Source organism: Streptomyces sp. NPDC000983, assembly GCF_040299205.1.
Taxonomy (GTDB): domain Bacteria; phylum Actinomycetota; class Actinomycetes; order Streptomycetales; family Streptomycetaceae; genus Streptomyces.
Map to the genome: position 1 here is coordinate 155,060 of NZ_JBEPBM010000011.1, position 16,702 is coordinate 171,761.

A 16,702-nucleotide genomic window follows, 5' to 3' on the forward strand; every position below is an offset into this window, starting at 1 on the left:
GGTAGCGTGCGTATCTCGGCCATCCCGCAGAATGGATGGTGACAGGTGCGCCCGAGTGCGAAGGGGCGAGGACGTCGACGCGGTCCCCAGGTCCGCTCCGTCCGCCCGCCCCGCCGCCTTCAGGCAGCCGCACCCGTGAGACGGCGTAGGAGAGAAGCGATACCTGTGAGCGCAGCGACCACGCGAAGCCGCACCCCCGACCGCCTGTGCGCCGAGGCGGTCGACCTCGCCCGCACCGCCGCCGAGGAGGCCGCAGCGCCCGGCGTCGTCGGGGAGCACGCCGGTCTGGTCTCCGAGGGCGACCGCGTCGTCACGCACTTCTTCGAGTGCAAGGAGATGGGCTACCGGGGCTGGCGCTGGGCCGTGACGGTGGCGCGGGCCTCCCGGGCCAAGTTCGTCACCCTGGACGAGGTCGTCCTGCTGCCCGGCCCGGACGCCCTGCTGGCACCCGAGTGGGTGCCGTGGAGCGAGCGGCTGCGTCCCGGCGACATGGGCCCCGGCGATCTGCTGCCCACCGACGCCGAGGACCTGCGGCTGGAGCCCGGCTACAGCGGGGAGGACGAGCCGGTGCCGAGTTCGGCCGTCTCCCACGAGATGGCCGAGCTGGTCGAGGCCGAGGACGCCGAGGTCACCGCCGGCACCCCCGCCCATCTGCCGGTCGCCCCCTCCCGGGGTTCGATCGCGGCGGTCGCCGAGGAGCTGGGCATGCGGCGCGCCCGCGTCCTGTCCCGCTACGGACTCCACGTCGCCGCCGACCGCTGGGAGGAGGGGTTCGGCGCCAAGACCCCGATGGCGCAGGCCGCCCCGGCGCCCTGCGTCAGCTGCGGCTTCCTGATGCCGCTGGGCGGCTCCCTGGGCCAGGCCTTCGGTGTCTGCGCCAACGAGTTCGCCCCCGCCGACGGCCGGGTCGTCTCCCTGACCTACGGCTGCGGCGGCCACTCCGAGGCGGCCGTCATGCCCCGGCCCCCGCAGCCGCCCCCGCCGGTCGTCGACGAGACGACGGTGGACCCCTTCCCGCTGCGCCCGGCGTCCGACTCGGGTTCGGTCCCGGCGGTGGCGGACGAGGACGCGGCGGACCTCGGCCACTCCTGACGACGGCCGGACGTTACGGCCCCATCCCGCTCGGCAGGGGGCCCGCCTCCGTACGACGGGTGCGGGAAGCCGCCCGCCCGGCTTCCCCGCGGCCTGCGCGGGGTGCCACGCCGGGTGGTTCCGGCCGCCACGGTCCCAGAGCCTGACGCACGGGTCGGCGCCGCCTCGGATCACGGGTGCCGGTGGCCCTCCGGCCGGTCGGTTGCGGGTTGCGGCCGGTTCGGCCGGCCTGGGCCGTCCGGGTGCAGGCGGACGGTTCCGCGGCCTTGCGCCGGGTGGTTTCGGCGGGTCGGTGATCCGGCGCCGGGGGTCTACGGCGTGGGCGGGTGCCGTCTCGCCGGTTGGCGTTCATTTAGCGATCACGGGTCCCGCGGCCGCCGGTCGGTGCGCGGGTTGTGGCCGGTTCGGCCGGTCTGGGCCGTCCGGGTGGGAGCGGGTGGTTTCGCCGCCGTGCGCCGGGTGGTTTCGGCGGGTCGGTGATCCGGCGCCGGGGCTCCATGGCATGGGCGGGCGCCGTCTCGCCGGTTGGTGCCTGCCCTGCGATCACGGGTCCCGGGGCCGGTCGGTGTGCGGGGGCGTCGCTGGTTCGGCCGGTGTGGGCCGTCCGGGTGGGTCGGGTGGCTCGGGGCGGTCCGGTGCGTCGGTGTCCCGTGGCTGGGGCGGTCTGGCGGGCCGGCTGTCTCCGTGACTGTGGTGGTCCGGTGTGCCGGGCGCCTGTGGCGGTGGTGGTTCGGTGCGTGGGCGTGCCTGTGGCTGGGGCGTCTGGTGCGGTGGCTGTCTCCGTGGCCGGGGCAGTCCGGTGCGTGGGTGTCCCTGTGGTCGGGGCGGGCCGGTGTGGTGGCTGTCTCCGTGACCGGGGCGGTCTGGCGGGCCGGCTGTCTCTGTGGCGGTGGTGGTTCGGTGTGCCGGGTGCCCGTGAGGGTGGTGGTTCGGTGCGTGGGTGTCCCTGTGGTCGGGGCGGGCCGGTGTGGTGGCTGTCTCTGTGACCGGGGCGGTCTGGCGGGCCGGCTGTCTCCGTGACCGTGGTGGTCCGGTGTGCCGGGCACCCTCGCGGTGGTGGGGGCGCCGGGGCGTCCGTCGGGGGGTGGGCAGCGCGGTACCTTCGTCGTCACGCCGATGAGTGGAGTGAACGTGAGCAAGTTCGTGCGGCCGGCCGTCGAGGGAGCGGATCCGTTCGGGACCGCCCGGCTCCGGCGTGGGGTGCTGGACGCGTGGGCGACCAGCCCGGCCCGGTTCCGGGAGGACGCCAACGCCGAGGAGGACCTCGTCCTCGGCGGGTACCGGGACCGGCTCGTCGTGGAGCTGGCCCAGAACGCCGCCGACGCCGCCGCCCGTGCCGGGGTCCCCGGACGGCTCAGGCTCACCCTGCGCGACGGCGTCCTCGTCGCCGCCAACACCGGCGCCCCGCTGGACGCCGCCGGCGTCGAGTCGCTCGCCACGCTCCGCGCGTCGGCGAAGCGGGACACCCCGTCCATCGGCCGCTTCGGCGTCGGCTTCGCCGCCGTCGTCTCCGTCACCGACGAGCCCGCCGTCGTGGGCCGGCACGGCGGGATCCGCTGGTCCCTGGCCGAGGCCCGGGAACTCGCCGCCGACACCGCCCGGCACAGCCCCGGCCTCGGGGACGAGGTCCGGCGCCGCGACGGACATGTGCCGCTGCTCAGGCTCCCGTTCGCCGCCGAGGGCACCGCTCCCGACCCCTACGACACGGCCGTCATCCTGCCGCTGCGCGACACCGCCGCCGCCGACCTCGCCGAACGGCTCCTGAACGCCGTCGACGACGCCCTGCTGCTGGCCCTGCCCGGGCTCACCGAGGTCGTCGTCGAGACGGACACCGTGCGCACCCTGCGCCGCACCGCCGAGGGCGCCTTCACCGTGGTGGAGGACTCCCGGGACGGCACCACCCGCTGGCGCACCGCGTCCGCGCACGGGCCGCTCACCCCCGAGCTGCTGGCCGACCGGCCGGTGGAGGAGCGGCTGCGGCCGCACTGGTCGGTCACCTGGGCGGTGCCCGCCGACGCCGACGGCGCCCCCGTACGGCCCCGCACCAGCCCCGTGGTGCACGCCCCGACCCCCAGCGACGAGGCGCTCGGGGTGCCCGCGCTGCTCATCGCCTCCCTCCCGCTGGACACCACCCGGCGGCGCGCGGCGCCCGGCCCGCTGACCGACTTCGTGGTGGAGCGCGCCGCCGACGCGTACGCCGAACTGCTCGCCGGCTGGCGGCCGGTGACCGCGGGGATCATCGACCTGGTGCCCGGCCCGCTCGGCAAGGGCGAGCTGGACGGGGCGCTGCGGGCGGCGATCCTGCGGCGGCTGCCGCGCACCGAGTTCCTCCCGCCCGCCGTGACCGCGGCCCCCCGGCCCGCCCCCGGGCCGGCCGACGACGGGACCCTGCCCGATACGGACCCCGACACCCTGCCCGAGGCCCTGCGGCCGCGGGACGCCGAGGTGGTGGAGGGCGCCGGCGCCGATACGGTCCGGGTGCTCGCCGAGGTGCTGCCGACGCTGCTGCCCGCCGGTCTCGAACGGCGTGTGGAGCTGCGGACGTTGGAGGTCGCGCGGGTCCCGCTGACCGACGCCGTGGACCGGCTGGCCGGACTGGAGAAGGAACCCGGCTGGTGGTGGCGGCTCTACGACAGCCTCGCCGGGATCGACCCCGACCGGCTCTCCGGGCTGCCGGTGCCGCTGGCCGGGGGAGGGCGGACCGCCATCGGCCCCCGCCAGATCCTGCTGCCCACCCCCGGCGACGCCGGCACCGACCCGGAGGTGCTCGCCCGGCTCGGCCTGAAGGTCGCCCACCCCGACGCCGCCCACCCGCTGCTGGAGAAGCTCGGCGCGCTGCCCGCCACCCCGCGGGCGGTGCTCACCACCCCGCAGGTGCGGGCCGCGGTCGCCGCCTCCCTGGACGACGAGGGCCCCCTGGACTGGGAGCAGGACGCGCCCGACGCGGAGGAACTGGCCGACATCGTCCTGGCGTTGGTCCGGGACGCCGACCTCGACCCCGGTGACGAGCCGTGGCTCGGCGCGCTCGCCCTGCCCGACGAGGACGGCGAGCCGGCCCCCGCCGGTGAACTGGTGCTGCCCGGCAGCCCCTTCCACCAGGTCATGCGGGAGGGCGAACTCGCCACGGTCGACGCCGAGCTGGCCGAGCGCTGGGGTGAACAGCCCCTGGCCGCCTGCGGGGTGCTCGCCTCGTTCGCGCTCGTCCGGGCCACCGACGTGGTGCTCGACCCGGACGAACTGGAGCCCCGCGAGGGGGACTTCGCCGAGCCCGACGACGCGGGACTGCTGGACGCCGTCGACGTGTGGAGCGAGGACGTCCTCGACCGCTTCCCCGACAGCCCGGTGCCGCCCGTGGCCACGGAACTCGTCGCCGTACGGGACCTGGACCTCGTCGACGACGACAAGTGGCCGCAGGCGCTGGCGATGCTGGCCCGGCCGCCGCTGCGGGACGCCCTCACCCAGCAGGTGCGGATCCTGCTGCCCGACGGCACCCACGAGGTCGTACGGCCCTACACCGCCTGGTGGCTGCGCGGGCACCCGGTGCTCGACGGCCGCCGCCCCGCGGGCCTCCTCGCCGCCGGCGGCGACCCGCTGCTGCGCGGCCTGTACGACGAGGCCGACGCGACCGGGTTCGACGACGAACAGGTGCTGCGCGCCCTGGGGGTGCGGACCTCGGTGGCCGCGCTGCTGGACGAGCCCGGCGGCGCCGCGGAACTGCTGGACCGGCTCGCCGACCCCGAGCGGGAGGTCACCGGGGCCCAACTGCACGCGCTCTACGGGGCGCTGGCCGACCTCGACCCCGAACAGGTGACGCTCCCGGACGACGTGCGCGCGGTGGTCGACGGGCGGGTGGAGGTGGTGGACGCCGCCGACGCCGTGGTCGTCGACTCGCCCGACCTGCTGCCCTTCACCGAGGGCGTGCCGCTGCTGCCCGTGCGCCCGGCGCGCGCCGCCGAACTGGCCGAACTGTTCCAGGTGCGGCGGCTGAGCGAGTCCGTCACCGGTCAGGTCGACTCCGAGGGCACCGAGCACGAGGTGCCGGAGCCGGTGCGGGTGCTGCTCGGGGCGCTGGTGCCCGCGTCGTACGTCGAGCACGAGGAACTCGTCGTGGACGGCGTGGAGATCGACTGGCGGCTCACCGACGACGGCGTCCTGCACGCGGCCACGCTGGAGGGCGTCGCCGCGGGGCTGGCCTGGGCGGCCGGTCAGTGGCCGCGCCGGTTCGAGGTGGCGGCGCTGCTGGAGGACCCGTCCAGGACCCGGGAACTGGCGCGTGACCGCTGGTTCGACTGACGGGTTCGTCCGGCGCCGGAATCTCCACATAAAACTTTCGTACGACGTACAACCATTCACCTGCGTCATGGATCTGATCTTGCGAGCCAACAGGCTCCACGATCACTTTGGGCCCCGGCCGCCGACGAGCCGTAGGGAACGACCACTGTCGGGGCCCCTCTCCACGTGGGGAACACATGCGCATTCGAGCCACCGTGGCCGCCGTCACCGGCGCCCTGGCCCTTTCCGCTCTCGCCGTCCCGTTCGCGCAGGCCGACTCGCAGGGCGCCGCGGGCGCCGACAAGCCGAGCGCCGCCGAGCGCTTCGGCTCCTCTCCCGCCAAGTCGGCGTTCAGCACGGCCGCCGCCGCCGCTCTTCCCACCGTCTCCAACGTGACGGTGAACGCCGGCAAGAGCATCGTTCTCGGCACCACCACCGTGAAGACCTTCAACGTGTCCCTGACGGCCTCTCACGAGAGCGGCATCGCGGACGCGTACATCGACCTGTGGCACGGCACCGACCCGATGGAGGACGTCGACGGCCTCTTCCTGCCGAACGAGGAGGTCGCCACCTGCACCGCGGCCAGCGCCACCACCTCCACCTGCAAGCTGACCATCACGGCTGACGCCTACAACGACCTGTTCCTGAACTCGGTGGCCGGCAACTGGCACGTCACCGCGGGCGTGCTCGCCAACGACGGCGAGATCTTCTGGGACGACTTCCACTCGACGCACAAGGTCCAGCGTGAGTCGAAGCTGACGGTCAACGCCTCGCCGGAGCCGGTGAAGAAGAACACCACCCTGACGGTGACCGGCAAGCTGACCCGCGCCAACTGGGAGAGCTCGACCGGCGCCTACGCCGGCCTCCCGAGCGGCCAGTCCGTGGTGCTCCAGTTCCGCAAGGCGGGCTCCACCACCTACACCAACGTCAAGGGCATCAAGACCGCTTCGGGCGGCGCGCTGAAGACCACGGTCACGGCGACCACCGACGGTTACTGGCGCTTCACCTACGCCGGCATCACCAGCACCGCCGGCAGCACCGCTGCGGGCGACTACGTCGACGTGCGCTGACCAACCACGCAACACCCGCCCGGTTCCGGCAGCCAGCCGGGGCCGGGCGTTGGTGTTTTCGGCCATTCGGAGGGACGCGGGGCAACCGAACCAACCCAGGTGCCATCTGATGACGTGGAGCATCCAGGCTCCCTTCACGACCACTTGGGGAACGCATGCGCATACGTGCCACCGTCGCCGCCGTCACCGGCGCCCTGGCCCTGTCCGCCTTCGCCGTGCCGGCCGCGCAGGCCGACGACTCCGGCTCCGCCTACCGCGCCGACGTCGCGAAGGTCCGTGCCGCGCACGCCAAGAGCGCCCTCGGCTCCCGCGCGGACGCCCCGTACGACATGGACGTCACCTTCTCCAACTTCAAGATCGCCAAGAGCTTCAAGGTCGGAGCACTGGAGCGCGTCTCGACGACGGTCACCTACACGATGACCCACGCGGCGGACGTCGACATCGAGGCCGAGGACTTCACCACCGTCCCGTACCTCTACAAGGGCTCCTACACGGCCCCCGACAACATGCTCTTCGGCAACCTGCCGGCGACCTGCGCCGCGACCTCCGCGACCACCGCCGACTGCAAGGGCAAGATCGACGTCTACCCCTCCGAGGGTGAGCTGATCAACGCCGACGCCGGCTCCTGGAAGGGCGCGGCCCTCGCGCTCGCCCAGAACGGCCAGGACCCGCTCGCCGAGGACTACGACATCACCAAGGTCGGTTACGCCGACCAGGGCGGCCTCGGCTCCACGCTGGTCCAGCGCAACGCCAAGCTGACCGTCGACGCCGCGCCGGAGCCGGTGAAGAAGGGCAAGACGATCACGATCACCGGCAAGCTGACCCGCGCCAACTGGGAGACCAACAAGTACTCCGGCCTGCCCAGCGGCCAGAGCGTGGTCCTGCAGTTCCGCCAGGCCGGCACCACCGCCTACACCAACGTCAAGGGCATCAAGACCACCACCGGCGGCGCCCTGAAGACGACCGTGAAGGCCGACGTCGACGGCTACTACCGCTTCACCTACGCGGGCATCACCAGCACCGCGCCGGTCTCCGCCGCGGGCGACTTCGTCGACGTGCAGTAGCGGGCGGCGAGCCCCGGCTCACGCGGGGAAGCGGCGGTCGACCCACCTCCACAGGAACTCCAGGACGGCCGCCGCGACCACCGAGACGCCCACCGCGATCCACGGCATGGTGACCCCGACCAGCTTCAGCGCGAAGAACTCCTGGAGCCACGGCACGACGAGCACCAGGACGAAGCCCAGCGCCATGGACGCCACCAGCACCACCCGCCACCAGGTGTAGGGGCGGGCGATGATGGCCAGCACCCACATCGAGATCAGGAACAGCGTGAGCGTCGCCGCGCTGGTCTCCGCGTCCAGCGCCCCCTCGCCCGTGTAGTGGTGCCGGGCGATCAGATACGTCACGAAGGTCGCGACGGCGGCCACCACGCCACCGGGGATCGAGTACCGCATCACCCGCCGCACGAAGTGCGGTTTCGCCCGCTCCTTGTTGGGCGCGAGGGCGAGGAAGAACGCCGGGACGCCGATGGTCAGGGTGGACAGCAGCGTCAGGTGCCGGGGCAGGAACGGGTACTCCACCTGCCAGCACACCACCAGCACCGCCAGCAGCACCGAGTACACGGTCTTCACCAGGAACAGGGTGGCGACCCGGGTGATGTTCCCGATCACCCGCCGCCCCTCGGCGACCACCGAGGGCAGCGTCGCGAAACTGTTGTTCAGCAGCACGATCTGCGCCACCGCCCGGGTCGCCTCGGACCCGGAGCCCATGGCGACGCCGATGTCGGCGTCCTTCAGCGCGAGCACGTCGTTCACCCCGTCGCCGGTCATCGCGACGGTGTGCCCGTGCGCCTGGAGCGCGCCCACCATGTCCCGCTTCTGCTGCGGGGTGACCCGCCCGAAGACCGTGCCCGAGTCGAGGGCCTCGGCCATGCCGTCCTTGTCGCGCGGCAGCAGCCGGGCGTCGACGGTGCTGCCCTCCAAGCCCAGCTTGGCGGCGACCGCGCCCACGGAGACGGCGTTGTCACCGGAGATCACCTTGGCGCGGACGTTCTGCTCGGCGAAGTAGCGCAGGGTGTCACCGGCGTCGGGCCGCAGCCGCTGCTCCAGCACGACCAGCGCGGCAGGCTTCGCTCCGGCGGCCACGTCGGGGGCGTCGAGTTCGCGGGCGGCGCGGGCGAGGAGCAGGACGCGCAGGCCCTCCTCGTTGAGCCGCTCGGTCTCGGTGAGGGCGGGGTCGTCCGCGGCGAGCAGCACGTCGGGCGCCCCCAGCAGCCAGGTGCTGGACTCGCCGCCGCCCTCGCCGAAGGTGGCGCCGCTGTACTTGCGGGCGGAGGAGAAGGGCAGCGACTCGGTGCAGCGCCAGTCCTCGGTGTCGGGGTAGGCGTCGATGATGGCCTGGAGGGAGGCGTTGGGGCGGGGGTCGGACTCGCCGAGGGCGCCCAGCACCCGGCGTATGTACTCCTCGTCGTGGCCGCCGAGCGGCCTCAGCTCGGTGACGTCCATGCCGCCCTCGGTGAGGGTGCCGGTCTTGTCGAGGCAGACGGTGTCGACGCGGGCGAGGCCCTCGATGGCGGGCAGCTCCTGGACGAGGCACTGTTTTCGGCCAAGCCGGATGACGCCGATGGCGAAGGCGACGGAGGTGAGCAGGACCAGGCCCTCGGGGACCATGGGGACGATGCCGCCGACGGTGCGGGCGATGGAGTCGTCGAGGTCCTTGTCCTTCACCACGAGCTGGGTGACCACCAGGCCGAGCGCGGCCGGGATCATCATCCATGTCACGTACTTCAGGATGGTGGAGATGCCCGAGCGCAGCTCGGAGTGGACCAGGGTGAACCGGGACGCCTCCTCGGCGAGCTGGGCGGCGTAGGCCTCGCGGCCGACCTTGGTGGCCTGGAAGGCGCCCCCGCCCGCGACCACGAAGCTGCCGGAGAGGACCTGGTCGCCGGGGCGTTTGACGACCGGGTCGGCCTCGCCGGTGAGCAGGGACTCGTCGATCTCCAGCCCGTCCGCCTCGACGCAGATCCCGTCGACGACGGCCTTGTCGCCGGGTCCGATCTCGATCAGGTCGTCCAGCACGATCCCGGCCGTGGTCACCTCGGTGGCGACCCCGTCGCGCCGCACCGTGGGCCGGGCCTCGCCGATGACGGCGAGGGAGTCGAGGGTCTTCTTCGCCCGCCACTCCTGGACGATGCCGATACCGGTGTTGGCGAGGATGACGAAACCGAACAGGCTGTCCTGGATCGGCGCCACGAACAGCATGATCACCCAGAGCACGCCGATGATCGCGTTGAACCGGGTGAAGACGTTGGCCCTGACGATCTCGACGGTGGAGCGGCTGCTGCGCACCGGGATGTCGTTGACCTGGCCCCGCGCGACCCGCTCGGCCACCTCGGCGGCGGTGAGTCCGCCGGCGTCCACCGGAGCGGGCAGGGGACGGCCGGGATCGACTTCGGCGCCCGCGTCGATGTGCGTCATGCCTTCGACGGTACGTGCGGAACTACGGCTTCACCCGCCGAGTGCGCGCAGATCCGACCCAGGGAGGAGGACCAACGGGGCGAAGTGGTGCCGTGGTTGTAGTCCGGCCCCGGGTGCGGTCAGGGTTGCGGTCGCTCGGCGGCCGCCGCCCGCTTCAGTGCCGCGTCCCGGCCGCGGACGTACCAGATGCCGATCAGGCCGAGCCCGGTGCCGGCCAGGCAGGTCCACACCCACCAGGCGTGCCCGCGGTCGTCGAACCAGCCGTAGAACGGCAGCTGGAGCAGGAAGAGGACGAACCACAGGATCGTGCCGCCGGTGATGGTGGCGACGACCGGGCCCTCCAGGGGCTCCGGCGCCTCGTGCGTAGGGGTCCACTTCGCCATGTGCACAGCTTACGAGGCGATCGGGATGTGACACGGTCGACCATGGTCTACGCGCGGAGATAGCGGCCGGGTCCTTATATGTTCATACTGAAACCGTTTGTCTTTGACCACTTCTGTTCGTAGGAAACGCCAATGACCACCTCGGCCTCCGCCAAGGTCCCCGCCCCCGAGCAGCCCGGCGGCGCGCCCGCGTACGGCGCCCTCGACCGCTACTTCAAGATCTCGGAGCGGGGCAGCACGCTCGCGCGTGAGGTCCGCGGTGGCTTCGCCACCTTCTTCGCGATGGCCTACATCATCGTGCTGAACCCGATCATCCTGGGCAGCGCGAAGGACATGTACGGCAACCAGCTCGACAACGGTCAGCTGGTCACCGCCACCGCGCTGACGGCCGCCTTCACCACGCTGCTGATGGGTGTCATCGGCAACGTGCCGATCGCGCTGGCGGCCGGCCTCGGGGTGAACTCCGTCGTCGCCCTCCAGCTCGCGCCCCGGATGTCCTGGCCGGACGCCATGGGCATGGTGGTGCTGGCGGGCCTCGTGGTGATGCTGCTGGTCGCCACGGGTCTGCGCGAGCGGGTGATGAACGCGGTGCCGTTCGGGCTGCGCAAGGCGATCTCGATCGGTATCGGCCTGTTCATCATGCTGATCGGCCTGGTGGACTCCGGGTTCGTCTCCCGGATCCCGGACGCCGCCCACACCACCGTCCCGCTCCAGCTCGGCAGCGACGGTCACCTCAACGGCTGGCCGGTGCTCGTCTTCATCCTGGGCGCCCTGCTGACGCTCGCCCTGATCGTGCGCAAGGTCTCCGGCGCCATCCTGATCTCGATCGTCGCCATGACGGTCGTCGCGCTGGTCATCGAGGCGGTCGCGGACATCCCCTCCTGGGGTCTGACCACCCCGAAGTGGCCGGGCAACCCGGTCGCCACCCCCGACTTCGGCCTGGTCGGCGAGGTCAGCCTGTTCGGCGGCTTCGCGAAGGTCGGCGTGCTGACCGGTGTGCTGTTCGTCTTCACGGTCCTGCTGTCGTGCTTCTTCGACGCGATGGGCACGATCATGGGCGTCTCCGACGAGGCGAAGCTGACCGACGCCCAGGGCCAGATGCCGGGCATCAACAAGGTCCTGTTCGTCGACGGCATCGCGGTCGCCGCGGGCGGCGCCACCTCCTCCTCGGCCACCACGGCCTTCGTGGAGTCCACGGCGGGCGTCGGCGAGGGCGCCCGGACCGGCTTCGCCAACGTCGTCACCGGCGGTCTGTTCACCGCGGCCCTGTTCCTGACGCCGATCGCCACCATGGTCCCGTCCCAGGCTGCCACCCCGGCACTGCTCGCGGTCGGCTTCCTGATCCTGGCGAACTCCGTGAAGGAGATCGACTGGGCCGACTACACGATCGCGATCCCGGCCTTCGTCACGATGGTGATGATGCCGTTCACCTACTCGATCACCAACGGCATCGGCATGGGCTTCATCACCTTCGTGGTGCTGCGGCTGGCGGCCGGGCGGGGCAAGGAGATCCCCGCCGCGATGTACGTCGTCGCCGCCGTCTTCACCTTCTACTACCTGATGCCGGCGCTGGGCCTGACCTGAGCCGCGGGGGTCACCCCGCCGGGTGGGCTCAGGTGACCCCGTAGAACTTCTCCGTCTCCTCGACCGCGGTCTGGAACCGCTCGTCGAAGTCGTCGCGAATGAGCGTCCGGACCACGTAGTCCTGGACGCTCATTCCCCTTTTCGCCGCATGGTGCCGGAGCCGTTCGAGCAGCTCCCCGTCTATCCGCAGGCTGAGCACGCTGGTCCCCATGGATCGAGGGTCACCCCATGGGGCCCGGCCATGAGTCGCTTTCCGGAACCGGCTCACTCATATGGGTGATGAAGTGGTTCAGTGGCCGGGGTCACGGGCATTTCGGCACCCCCGAGTGGTCCTTAGTCAGGGTAATGAGTTAACCTAAAGAACATGTCGGACCTTACCCATGGCGACGACGTTGCCGCCGTGAACGCCCTGCGATCCGCCGTCATGCGACTGTCCCGCCGGCTCAAGCACCAGCGGGTCGACGAGTCGCTGAGCCCCACCGAGATGTCGGTGCTCGGCACCCTGTCCACCTGCGGCCGGGCCACCCCGGGCGAACTCGCCCGCAAGGAGCACGTCCAGCCGCCGTCGATGACCCGCATCGTCGCCCTGCTGGAGGGCAAGGGGCTCGTCCGGCTGGAGCCGCATCCCGAGGACCGGCGCCAGAAGGTCGTCACGAAGACGGAACAGGCCGAGGCGATGCTCGCCGAGAGCCGTGCCAAGCGCAACGCCTTCCTGGCCACCCTGGTCGAGGGCCTCGACGAGGACGAGTGGGCGAAACTCCGCGCCGCCGCCCCCGTGCTGGAAAAGCTCGCGCACCTGTAGTCAGGCCCAGAAGGAGGCGAACCCTTTGAGTTCGGGATCCGGAGCAGCTTCCGCCCCCGCACCGACCACCCCTACCGGCAAGTCCTCCATGTTCGGCTCGCTGCGCATCCGGAACTACCGCCTGTTCTTCATGGGACAGGTCGTCTCCAACACCGGCACCTGGATGCAGCGCATCGCCCAGGACTGGCTGGTCCTCAGCCTCACCGGCTCCGCGACCGCGGTCGGCATCACCACGGCCCTGCAGTTCCTGCCGATGCTGCTCTTCGGCCTCTACGGCGGCGTCCTCGTCGACCGGCTGCCCAAGCGGCCGACGCTCCTCGCCACCCAGTCCGCGATGGCCGTCACCGGGCTCTTCCTCGCCCTCCTCACCCTCAGCGGGCACGTCGAGGTCTGGCACGTCTACCTCGCCGCCTTCGCCATGGGCCTCGCGACGGTCCTCGACAACCCCGCCCGGCAGTCCTTCGTCACCGAGATGGTCGGCCCCGAGCAGCTCCAGAACGCCGTCAGCCTCAACTCGGCGAACTTCCAGTCCGCGCGGCTGGTCGGCCCCGCGGTGGCCGGTCTGCTGATCACCGGGGTCGGCACCGGCTGGGCCTTCCTCCTCAACGGGCTGTCCTTCGTCGCGCCCATCGCCGGGCTGCTGCTGATGCGGGCGCGGGAGCTGCATGTGGTGGAACGGGCGCCGCGCGGCAAGGGGCAGCTGCGGGAGGGGCTGCGGTACGTCGCCGGGCGGCCCGATCTGATCTGGCCGATCGTCCTGGTCGGTTTCGTCGGCACGTTCGCGTTCAACTTCCCCGTCTATCTGTCCGCCTTCGCCGACGACGTCTTTCACGCGGGGGCCGGGGCCTACAGCCTCTTCAACACGCTGGTGGCCGTCGGCTCGGTCACCGGGGCGCTGCTCGCGGCCCGGCGGGGGACGGCCCGGCTGCGGGTGCTGGGGCTGGCCGCGATGGTGTTCGGGGCGGTGGAGATTCTCGCGGCGGCCACGCCGTCGTTGTGGATGTTCGCGGTGCTGATGGTTCCGCTGGGGTTGTTCGGGATGACGGTGAACGTCACCGCGAACACGACGATTCAGATGTCCACCGATCCCGCTATGCGGGGGCGGGTGATGTCGCTCTACATGATGGTGTTTCTCGGGGGGTCCCCGGTGGGGGCGCCGATTGTCGGGTGGATCACCGATGCGTACGGGCCGCGGGTGGGGCTTGCGGTGGGTGGGGCGGTTGCGGCGGGGGCGGCGGCTGTGATCGGGCTGATTCTTGTGCGGGTGGGTGGGCTTCGGGTGTCCGTGGGGTGGGATCGGGGGCATCCGGTTGTGCGGGTCGTTCCACGGGGTCGGGTGGCTGAGGTGGTGTGAGCGCGGGGGTGTCGTTTGTCCGCGGCGCCGTTGTGGGTTTTCGCGCAGTTCCCCGCGCCCCTGGAGGGGTGGGGTGGGTGGTTGGGTGCGGCGCCGTTGGGGCTGGTCGCGCAGTTCCTCGCGCCCCTGAAGGGGGTGAGTGGTCCGGTGCGGGGCCGTTGTGGGTTTTCGCGCAGTTCCCCGCGCCCCTGAAAGGGTGGGTGGTGGGGTGCGGCGCCGTTGTGGCTGGTTGCGCAGTTCCTCGCGCCCCTGAAAAGGGGGGGTGGTTGGGTGGGGGGATGAGGTTGTTTGCTGCTGTGTTGCCGCCGGAGGGGGTTTGTGGGGAGCTGGAGGGTGAGGTTGGGGGGTTGAGGGGGCTGCCCGGTGCGGGGTTGTTGCGGTGGACCGGGCGGGAGGGGTGGCACTTCACGCTTGCCTTCTACGGGGAGGTCGAGGACGCGGTCGTGCCGGAGCTTTCGGTGCGGTTGGGGCGGGTCGCTCGGCGTAGTGAGCCGTTCGGGCTGGCTCTGCGCGGGGGCGGGGAGTTCGGGCACGGGCGGGCCCTGTGGGTCGGGGCCGAGGGGGACGTGGCCGCGCTGCGGCTGCTCGCCGACCGGGCCGAGGCCGCGGGGCGCAAGGCGGGGGTGCCGATGGGCGGCCACCGGCGGTACAAGCCGCATCTGACCGTGGCCCGCAGCAGGGACGCCGTGGACGTGACCCCGTACCTGACGGCCCTGGACGGCTTCACCGGCCGTGACTGGACGGTGGCCGAGCTGGCGCTGGTGCGCAGCAGCCTGCCGAGGTCCGGGGTGCCGGGGGAGCAGCCCCGGTACGAGGCGGTCGCCCGCTGGGCACTCGGCGCGGGCGGTTAGGCTCGGAGCGTGGACCCGAAAACACGGAACCGGATCATGGCCGGTGTGCTTGTACTGATGTTCGTCGTGGTGGCGCTCGCCTCCGCCTTCGGAGGGTGAGGGGACGCTCCCGCGAGGAGCGCCCCCCGCCACTCCTACCAGGCGAAAGCCTCCGGAGAGGGGCCCGGGCCGGGGAAGATCTCCTCCAGGCCGGCCAGCAGCTCCTCGCTCAGCTCCAGCTCCACCGCCCGCAGGGCGGAGTCGAGCTGCTGCGCCGTGCGCGGGCCGACGATCGGTCCGGTCACGCCGGGGCGGGTGAGCAGCCAGGCCAGCGCCGCCTCGCCGGGCTCCACGCCGTGCTTGTCCAGCAGGTCCTCGTAGGACTGGAGCCGGGCACGGGCCGCCGGGTCGGCCAGGGTGTCGGCGGCGCGGCCCGAGGTGCGCCTGCCGCCCTCCGCCTCCTTGCGGATGACCCCGCCGAGCAGTCCGCCGTGCAGCGGTGACCAGGGGATGACGCCGAGGCCGTAGTCCTGGGCCGCCGGGATGACCTCCATCTCGGCGCGCCGCTCGTAGAGGTTGTACAGGCACTGCTCGCTGACCAGGCCGAGGGAGCCGCGGCGGGCGGCGGTCTCGTTGGCCTGGGCGATCTTGTAGCCGGGGAAGTTGGAGGACCCGGCGTAGAGGATCTTGCCCTGCTGGACCAGGACGTCGACGGCCTGCCAGATCTCCTCGAACGGGGTCGACCGGTCGATGTGGTGGAACTGGTAGACGTCGATGCGGTCGGTGCCGAGCCGCTTGAGGGAGGCGTCCACGGCCCGGCGGATGTTGAGGGCCGAGAGCCTGTCGTGGTTCGGCCAGGCCGGGCCGTCGGCGCCCATGTTGCCGTACACCTTGGTGGCGAGGACGACCTTGTCGCGGCGGTCGCCGCCCCGGGCGAACCAGCTGCCGATGATCTCCTCGGTGCGGCCCTTGTTGTCGCCCCACCCATAGACGTTGGCCGTGTCGAAGAGGTTGATGCCTGCGTCCACGGCCGCGTCCATGATCGCGTGGCTGTCGGCCTCGTCGGTCTGCGGGCCGAAGTTCATGGTGCCGAGGACGAGTCGGCCGACCTTGAGTCCCGTGCGTCCGAGCTGCGTGTACTTCATGACGCACCAGCCAACTGCGTGGAGTGGACTCGAAGCAAGGACGTTCAGCGCAGCTCGGCGAAGAGGCCCCGGGCGGGTGAGCCGTCCGCCGCGGTCCAGTGGCCGCCGACGTGGCCGAGGGCGCCGGGGGGAGGGGCGTCGGGCAGGCCGAGGCGGCGGTGCAGGCGCAGGGCGGTGCCGTCGGAGGCGGGGATCACGGTGCCGGTGCCGTCGTCGACGGCGGGACCGGTGGCGGCGAGGGTGCCGGTGCCGGTGAACGAGCGGGCGATCTCGTGGTCGGGGGCGCCGTCGATGCTCTGCGCCTGGGGCTGGGCGCGGCCCTCGATCAGCGCGAACAACTCCGCGACCAGCAGCGGGTCCTGGCAGCCGTCGTAGGCCCAGCGCCTGCCGAGGACGCCGTGCTCCATGGTGCCGATCAGCGCGTGCTCGGCGCCGTCCAGCGGGGCGCCGCGGTAGGTGAGGGGGACCAGGTACGCGGCGCCGGAGGCGTCGGTCGTCACCATGAACTCGATACCGACCTCACCGGCCGGGTCGTCCAGCCGGAAGCCACCGGCCTTGGCCAACTCCGGTGTCCCGGAACCGGCGTACCAGGGGCGGGTGGGCAGCCACCCGGCGAGCAGTTCGAGCTTGGTCGGCTTCAGGGTGGTGCGATGAATGATCGACATGGGCCCGATTGTGTCAGTCGCGCGGGAAC

General features: G+C 72.2%; 13 protein-coding genes. 8 read left to right on the forward strand and 5 right to left on the reverse strand.

Annotated features, from left to right (window positions below; genetic code table 11):
- The first annotated feature begins 165 nt into the window (after window positions 1-165).
- The 4 genes from ABT296_RS15515 to ABT296_RS15530 all read left to right on the forward strand — a co-directional run bounded on the left by ABT296_RS15515 (window position 166) and on the right by ABT296_RS15530 (window position 7,498).
- Entirely contained in the window at window positions 166-1,092 is a 927-nt protein-coding gene (locus ABT296_RS15515) for a DUF3027 domain-containing protein (RefSeq protein ID WP_351927338.1), read from the forward strand.
- A gap of 1,116 nt (window positions 1,093-2,208) precedes the next feature.
- Window positions 2,209-5,385 (forward strand): sacsin N-terminal ATP-binding-like domain-containing protein, encoded by a 3,177-nt coding sequence (locus ABT296_RS15520; RefSeq protein WP_351927340.1) that lies wholly within the window; start codon window positions 2,209-2,211, stop codon window positions 5,383-5,385.
- Window positions 5,386-5,561: 176 nt separating this feature from the next.
- Window positions 5,562-6,434 carry a DUF5707 domain-containing protein gene (locus ABT296_RS15525; RefSeq protein WP_351927342.1) on the forward strand — a complete coding sequence of 291 codons (873 nt, stop codon included), beginning with the start codon at window positions 5,562-5,564 and terminating at the stop codon, window positions 6,432-6,434.
- A gap of 155 nt (window positions 6,435-6,589) precedes the next feature.
- Window positions 6,590-7,498 carry a hypothetical protein gene (locus ABT296_RS15530; protein WP_351927344.1) on the forward strand — a complete coding sequence of 303 codons (909 nt, stop codon included), beginning with the start codon at window positions 6,590-6,592 and terminating at the stop codon, window positions 7,496-7,498.
- Between the two features lie 18 nt (window positions 7,499-7,516).
- On the opposite strand, the gene ABT296_RS15535 is transcribed toward ABT296_RS15530, so the two are convergent.
- Both ABT296_RS15535 and ABT296_RS15540 read right to left on the reverse strand, forming a co-directional pair.
- Window positions 7,517-9,910 (reverse strand): HAD-IC family P-type ATPase, encoded by a 2,394-nt coding sequence (locus tag ABT296_RS15535; protein WP_351927346.1) that lies wholly within the window; start codon window positions 9,908-9,910, stop codon window positions 7,517-7,519.
- A 119-nt stretch (window positions 9,911-10,029) separates the two neighbouring features.
- A complete protein-coding gene (locus ABT296_RS15540; RefSeq protein WP_351927348.1) occupies window positions 10,030-10,293 on the reverse strand; it encodes a DUF2530 domain-containing protein in 264 nt (87 codons plus the stop codon).
- Window positions 10,294-10,425: 132 nt separating this feature from the next.
- On the opposite strand from ABT296_RS15540, the gene ABT296_RS15545 reads away from it, so the two are divergent.
- Window positions 10,426-11,877: an NCS2 family permease gene (locus tag ABT296_RS15545; RefSeq protein WP_351927350.1), complete on the forward strand. Its 1,452-nt coding sequence runs from the start codon at window positions 10,426-10,428 to the stop codon at window positions 11,875-11,877.
- A gap of 28 nt (window positions 11,878-11,905) precedes the next feature.
- On the opposite strand, the gene ABT296_RS15550 is transcribed toward ABT296_RS15545, so the two are convergent.
- A complete protein-coding gene (locus ABT296_RS15550) occupies window positions 11,906-12,088 on the reverse strand; it encodes a ribbon-helix-helix protein, CopG family (protein WP_015659639.1) in 183 nt (60 codons plus the stop codon).
- 153 nt (window positions 12,089-12,241) lie between these two features.
- On the opposite strand from ABT296_RS15550, the gene ABT296_RS15555 reads away from it, so the two are divergent.
- The 3 genes from ABT296_RS15555 to thpR all read left to right on the forward strand — a co-directional run bounded on the left by ABT296_RS15555 (window position 12,242) and on the right by thpR (window position 14,884).
- A complete protein-coding gene (locus tag ABT296_RS15555) occupies window positions 12,242-12,679 on the forward strand; it encodes a MarR family winged helix-turn-helix transcriptional regulator (protein ID WP_351927351.1) in 438 nt (145 codons plus the stop codon).
- Window positions 12,680-12,704: 25 nt separating this feature from the next.
- A complete protein-coding gene (locus ABT296_RS15560) occupies window positions 12,705-14,033 on the forward strand; it encodes an MFS transporter (protein ID WP_351927354.1) in 1,329 nt (442 codons plus the stop codon).
- Between the two features lie 278 nt (window positions 14,034-14,311).
- Window positions 14,312-14,884, forward strand: a complete 573-nt coding sequence (gene thpR, locus ABT296_RS15565; RefSeq protein WP_351927356.1) for an RNA 2',3'-cyclic phosphodiesterase — start codon at window positions 14,312-14,314, stop codon at window positions 14,882-14,884.
- 134 nt (window positions 14,885-15,018) lie between these two features.
- On the opposite strand, the gene ABT296_RS15570 is transcribed toward thpR, so the two are convergent.
- Both ABT296_RS15570 and ABT296_RS15575 read right to left on the reverse strand, forming a co-directional pair.
- Window positions 15,019-16,008 carry an aldo/keto reductase gene (locus tag ABT296_RS15570; RefSeq protein WP_351927358.1) on the reverse strand — a complete coding sequence of 330 codons (990 nt, stop codon included), beginning with the start codon at window positions 16,006-16,008 and terminating at the stop codon, window positions 15,019-15,021.
- Window positions 16,009-16,052: 44 nt separating this feature from the next.
- Window positions 16,053-16,673: a maltokinase N-terminal cap-like domain-containing protein gene (locus ABT296_RS15575; protein WP_351927360.1), complete on the reverse strand. Its 621-nt coding sequence runs from the start codon at window positions 16,671-16,673 to the stop codon at window positions 16,053-16,055.
- Window positions 16,674-16,702: the final 29 nt, after the last annotated feature.

Excerpts from the sequence above, each read along its gene's own strand:
- ABT296_RS15520 (WP_351927340.1), top strand. The coding sequence starts at position 2,209 with ATGAGTGGAGTGAACGTGAGCAAGTTCGTGCGGCCGGCCGTCGAGGGA.
- ABT296_RS15525 (WP_351927342.1), top strand. The coding sequence starts at position 5,562 with ATGCGCATTCGAGCCACCGTGGCCGCCGTCACCGGCGCCCTGGCCCTT.
- ABT296_RS15530 (WP_351927344.1), top strand. The coding sequence starts at position 6,590 with ATGCGCATACGTGCCACCGTCGCCGCCGTCACCGGCGCCCTGGCCCTG.
- ABT296_RS15535 (WP_351927346.1), bottom strand. The coding sequence starts at position 9,910 with ATGACGCACATCGACGCGGGCGCCGAAGTCGATCCCGGCCGTCCCCTG.
- ABT296_RS15540 (WP_351927348.1), bottom strand. The coding sequence starts at position 10,293 with ATGGCGAAGTGGACCCCTACGCACGAGGCGCCGGAGCCCCTGGAGGGC.
- ABT296_RS15545 (WP_351927350.1), top strand. The coding sequence starts at position 10,426 with ATGACCACCTCGGCCTCCGCCAAGGTCCCCGCCCCCGAGCAGCCCGGC.
- ABT296_RS15550 (WP_015659639.1), bottom strand. The coding sequence starts at position 12,088 with ATGGGGACCAGCGTGCTCAGCCTGCGGATAGACGGGGAGCTGCTCGAA.
- ABT296_RS15555 (WP_351927351.1), top strand. The coding sequence starts at position 12,242 with ATGTCGGACCTTACCCATGGCGACGACGTTGCCGCCGTGAACGCCCTG.
- thpR (WP_351927356.1), top strand. The coding sequence starts at position 14,312 with ATGAGGTTGTTTGCTGCTGTGTTGCCGCCGGAGGGGGTTTGTGGGGAG.
- ABT296_RS15570 (WP_351927358.1), bottom strand. The coding sequence starts at position 16,008 with ATGAAGTACACGCAGCTCGGACGCACGGGACTCAAGGTCGGCCGACTC.
- ABT296_RS15575 (WP_351927360.1), bottom strand. The coding sequence starts at position 16,673 with ATGTCGATCATTCATCGCACCACCCTGAAGCCGACCAAGCTCGAACTG.